Origin of the sequence: Mesorhizobium sp. LSJC280B00 (assembly GCF_000502835.1) — a bacterium.
GTDB lineage: Bacteria > Pseudomonadota > Alphaproteobacteria > Rhizobiales > Rhizobiaceae > Mesorhizobium.
Window position 1 is genome coordinate 1 of sequence record NZ_AYVL01000088.1, and the last position, 3,956, is coordinate 3,956.

A 3,956-nucleotide genomic window follows, 5' to 3' on the forward strand; every position below is an offset into this window, starting at 1 on the left:
CTGCTTGTCGTGGTCCTTCACGTCATGCAGCGGCGCCGGCAGATTGGTGCCTTGCGCGCGTTCGGGACGCCGCGCGCGGTGGTGTTTGAAATCGTCTGGCTGGAGACGTTCGCAATCATCGCAGCAGGGGTGCTTCTCGGCTTCGGGCTGGGCTACACGGCCGCCAGGACGGGTGCGCACCTCTTGAGCGGAGCCAGCGGCTTTACATTGCCGGTCGAGTTCCGCAGCGAGGACTGGCAGTCCGCCCTTGTGTTATTGGCTGTCACGGGTCTGATCGCTCTGGTGCCGGCGATGCTTGCATACCGGCAATCGCCGGCGCAGGCACTCAGAAACTGAACCGATTTGTGCTCATCAAAAATTCTCACCGCAGCCCGAATTAGGAAACTGCTCGTCCTTGCAAACGGTTTCGTCAAAGCCAACAAAACCTATGCCCAACGCTCTATCGCGATTGACACCCAAGACAGTCGTCGGTTCAGGTTGCCGGAAGATCGTGACGGACGCAAAGGAAGTGCAATTGGCTGAAATCGGGTGGAGCGAGGCGGCGATCCTAGGAGTGGTTCAAGGACTGACGGAATTTCTTCCGATCTCCTCAAGCGCGCATTTGCGGATCGTTGGTGAATTCCTGCCACCGGCCGGCGATCCCGGCGCCGCATTTACCGCCATTACGCAGATCGGGACCGAGATCGCGGCCCTGATCTATTTCCGCCATGACATTATCTGCATCATCGCCACATGGCTGCGTTCCCTGGCCGGCCGCCGTGAACGGCTGGACCCGGATGCCCGCATGGGATGGCTGGTGATCATAGGAACCCTGCCGATCGGCATCCTAGGACTATTGCTGAAGAACCTGATCGAAGGTCCGGCCCGCAACCTCTATCTCACGGCAACCATGTTGATCGTCTTCGCTGGTTCTCGCGGCCGCCGACCGGCNGACCGGCTGGGCGCCAAGCGCAAGGCTTTGCGCGATCTGGGCTGGCGGGACGGCTTTCTGTTCGGCGCCGCCCAGGCGATGGCCCTCATCCCGGGCGTTTCGCGATCGGGAGGCACTATAAGCGCCGGACTGCTGATGGCTTACACGCGAGAGGCCGCCGCCAGGTATTCGTTCCTGCTGGCGATACCTGCCGTGCTCGCCTCAGGCTTCTTCCAGCTCTATGCGAGTTGGGGGGCAGACAGTCCGGTCGGCGCCGGTCCGACCGCGCTGGCCACCCTGCTGTCCTTCGCGGTCGGCTATGTCGCGATCGTGGGTTTTCTGAAGCTAGTCTCGACGCGCAGCTACATACCCTTCGTCTATTATCGGATCGGGCTCGGCGCCTCGATATTTCTGCTTCTTGGCGCCGGTCTCCTGTCAGCGTCCTGAGATTATTTCGTGCCGCTGACGAGAATGTTCTGTTGGGATTCGATCGCTTCCCAATGGCCGGAGTTGGATCGCGACTGGCGCTTCAGGTAGGTATATCCGGTGTCCGACCACAGCAGGACCTTCGGCTCCAGATTGTCGAGAATGAAGTCACCGGCGGTCGTGTTGACGCTCAGCATCGCGTGCCCCTCGCCGCTCGACTGCCTGACCACCGTTATCCAAAAGGTTTTGCGGGGCACGCCCTGTCTCATCAGTTCGCGACGTTTTTCCAGCACGATGTCGTCGCAGTCGCCAAATCCCTTATAGGGATACTCCCATTTCTCCTCGACACCGGGTATCTATGTCCGTCATGGCCATGATCGTCGTGTTGGCCCTGTTGTTGATTTCGATCAGCGTCTCACACAAGGAGCGGGTCAGTTCGACGGGCTTCGGGTCGCGCGTGACGATCGAGCAATCATCGCGATAGTTCCGACAGTATTCGTAATGACCGATCGCTGCGTTGTCCGTCCGTTTGTTCGCATGAATGTGAGCTGCCCTGCATTCGCCGACCATGACCGATGACTTTTGCGATCGCTGGTAGGCGTCAACGTATCCGTAAACCACCGCGTCAAGCCGGTGAGCGACATGGAACACAATGGAGTTCCAGAATATTGGTCCTATCCTGACGATAATCTGGGTGATTGCGAGGATTATGCACTGGAAAATCGGCGAACGCTGACGCGAAAGGCCTTCGCGTCTCCAGTCTGCTCTTGACGGCAGTGCGCAAGTCCGATGGCGAAGGGCACGCTCTATTGGCGGTTCGAACCGACAAGGGCGATTTCATTCTCGATAATCTGGGGTTCGTCCCTGGTACGAGACGAACCATCACTACCTGAAGCGCCAAGCGGAATACAACACGAGACGGTGGGTTTCCATCTTAAGCGAAGACAATCTTCTCGTCGGCGCGCTTAGGTAACGCGATGCCGAACATTTTTTCCAGCGTCCTTGCATCCGAACATCCGAACACCTTGCCGGCTCGCAAAACCTCCGCCTCTCTGTTATAGGCTCGAAAGCACACTGCCATGACCATATGACGGCACACTCTGCATCCCTTCACGGAGCCGGAGGCTGCCAACGGAGCCTCATGCCAACAGCCAAGCTGCAGCCCTTTTTCATGACGGTGACGATCGTTGCAACTTGTGTCGGAACGGCCCCAGCCGTGGCGCAGACTGTCACAGTCGTCCCGACGGGCAATCGTCTTGCCGAGCAACCGGTGATCCCAAGAGCGTCCGCGCTTCGTTCCAAGGCATTCAACACGACGTACGAGGAGAAGTATCGGGCCATAACCGCCTTGATACGGGACGACCGCAAACTCGTCGGCAAGATCAGGAAGGCGGCGCTCGCCTATGGCATCGATCCGATCCACATCGTCGCGGCTCTCGTCGGAGAGCACACCTACAATATCAGCGTGGTCGACTCGGTTCAGACCTATTACGTCAAGGCGCTCGCCTATGCCGATCTGAAGTTCTCCTTCAGCTACAGGGGCACTCCGGTCCAGTCATTCGTCCAGCGGCCCGAATTCGCATCCTGCTCTTCTCTCGAAAGCAGCGCGCTGATTTGGAGCTGCCGTGACCAGGTCTGGGAAGAGACATTCCGGGGTCGCAAGGTCGATGGCGTCGACTACGAACCCATCACGTTCCAGCGGGCCTTCTTCCAACCCTTCTATGCGGGGCAGACCTTCGGCCTGGGACAGATAAGCCCGCTTGCAGCCCTGCAGGTCACAGACATGGTCAGCCGGGTCAGCAAGCTTCCCCGATTGTTGCCCGATCGCCCGCAGGCGATCTATCGCGACGTCATGGATCCTGATCGCAGTCTTGTTTACATCGCCGCGATCATCCGGGATTCGATCGATGCCTATCGGGAACAGGGGTTCGATATATCCGGTAATCCCGGAATCACCGCCACGCTCTACAATGTTGGCCAGCCGCGCAGACGTGCACGTGAGTTGAGGCAAGCCGTGACCGACAAGACCGGCCGCACCCTGCCCGTCGAGAACTATTACGGCTGGCTCATCAACGACAGGCTCGAAGAACTCAAGGCGCTTCTCACCGATGGCACGAAATGATCGTGGTTGGTGGCCGGACACTCGCGAACCTGCGTCGGATGGCAGGACAGATTTATGCCGGAAAAGCTGGCTGTCATGAGACCAATTCCGCTTGCATTTGGCGAACATCTATCGACATCAGATGGAAGCAAACAGTGCACTCAAGCGAACTCATAAAGCGCGCCGGAATTGCCGGTCGCGTGCAAGATGGCCAAGCGAGGTATCGTATGTCGATAACCATGCGGCTCCAAACTGAGAATGGCTTACCCAGCGCGACGCTCTGAAAACCACATATTTGAAAGACAAGGTGGCGTTTGGCATGCGCCTCTACGGCTTGACTGACTGAGGGGGTGACATCGCCATGCTTGATCCGATCGTGAATTTCTTCACCCGGATTTTCCAGTGGATCGGCCGCGGCATCGGCTTAGCCATCGGCGTCATCCTGTGGCCGTTCGTGTGGGCCGGGCGTTGGTATACGCAGCGCGGCTGGATCCTGAAGGCGGTGCTCGGCCTGGCTGT

The 3,956-nt window shown here is 58.7% G+C and carries 5 protein-coding genes and 2 pseudogenes; 5 read left to right on the forward strand and 2 right to left on the reverse strand.

Features of this window, described 5'->3' with window-relative positions; genetic code table 11:
• Both X773_RS0140530 and X773_RS73230 read left to right on the forward strand, forming a co-directional pair.
• On the forward strand, positions 1-336 hold a 336-nt coding region (locus tag X773_RS0140530), incomplete at its 5' end, for an ABC transporter permease (RefSeq protein WP_031213454.1).
• A gap of 187 nt (positions 337-523) precedes the next feature.
• The gene (locus tag X773_RS73230) at positions 524-1,357 is read left to right on the forward strand and encodes an undecaprenyl-diphosphate phosphatase (RefSeq protein WP_031213455.1); all 834 of its coding nucleotides are present in this window, start codon (positions 524-526) and stop codon (positions 1,355-1,357) included.
• A gap of 2 nt (positions 1,358-1,359) precedes the next feature.
• Here X773_RS73230 and X773_RS79220 read toward each other — a convergent pair whose 3' ends face one another.
• The gene (locus tag X773_RS79220; RefSeq protein WP_023680915.1) at positions 1,360-1,629 is read right to left on the reverse strand and encodes a transglutaminase-like cysteine peptidase; all 270 of its coding nucleotides are present in this window, start codon (positions 1,627-1,629) and stop codon (positions 1,360-1,362) included.
• A gap of 25 nt (positions 1,630-1,654) precedes the next feature.
• A complete protein-coding gene (locus X773_RS79225) occupies positions 1,655-1,987 on the reverse strand; it encodes a transglutaminase-like cysteine peptidase (protein WP_156937521.1) in 333 nt (110 codons plus the stop codon).
• Here X773_RS79225 and X773_RS76060 point away from each other — a divergent pair.
• The 3 genes and pseudogenes from X773_RS76060 to X773_RS78865 form a co-directional block, all read left to right on the forward strand.
• Positions 1,979-2,229: pseudogene (locus X773_RS76060) on the forward strand (transglutaminase-like cysteine peptidase). The gene X773_RS79225 and the pseudogene X773_RS76060 overlap by 9 nt on opposite strands.
• A gap of 194 nt (positions 2,230-2,423) precedes the next feature.
• Positions 2,424-3,458: a DUF1402 family protein gene (locus tag X773_RS73240; RefSeq protein ID WP_084641925.1), complete on the forward strand. Its 1,035-nt coding sequence runs from the start codon at positions 2,424-2,426 to the stop codon at positions 3,456-3,458.
• A 340-nt stretch (positions 3,459-3,798) separates the two neighbouring features.
• Positions 3,799-3,956: pseudogene (locus X773_RS78865) on the forward strand (DUF2333 domain-containing protein); the annotation flags it as partial.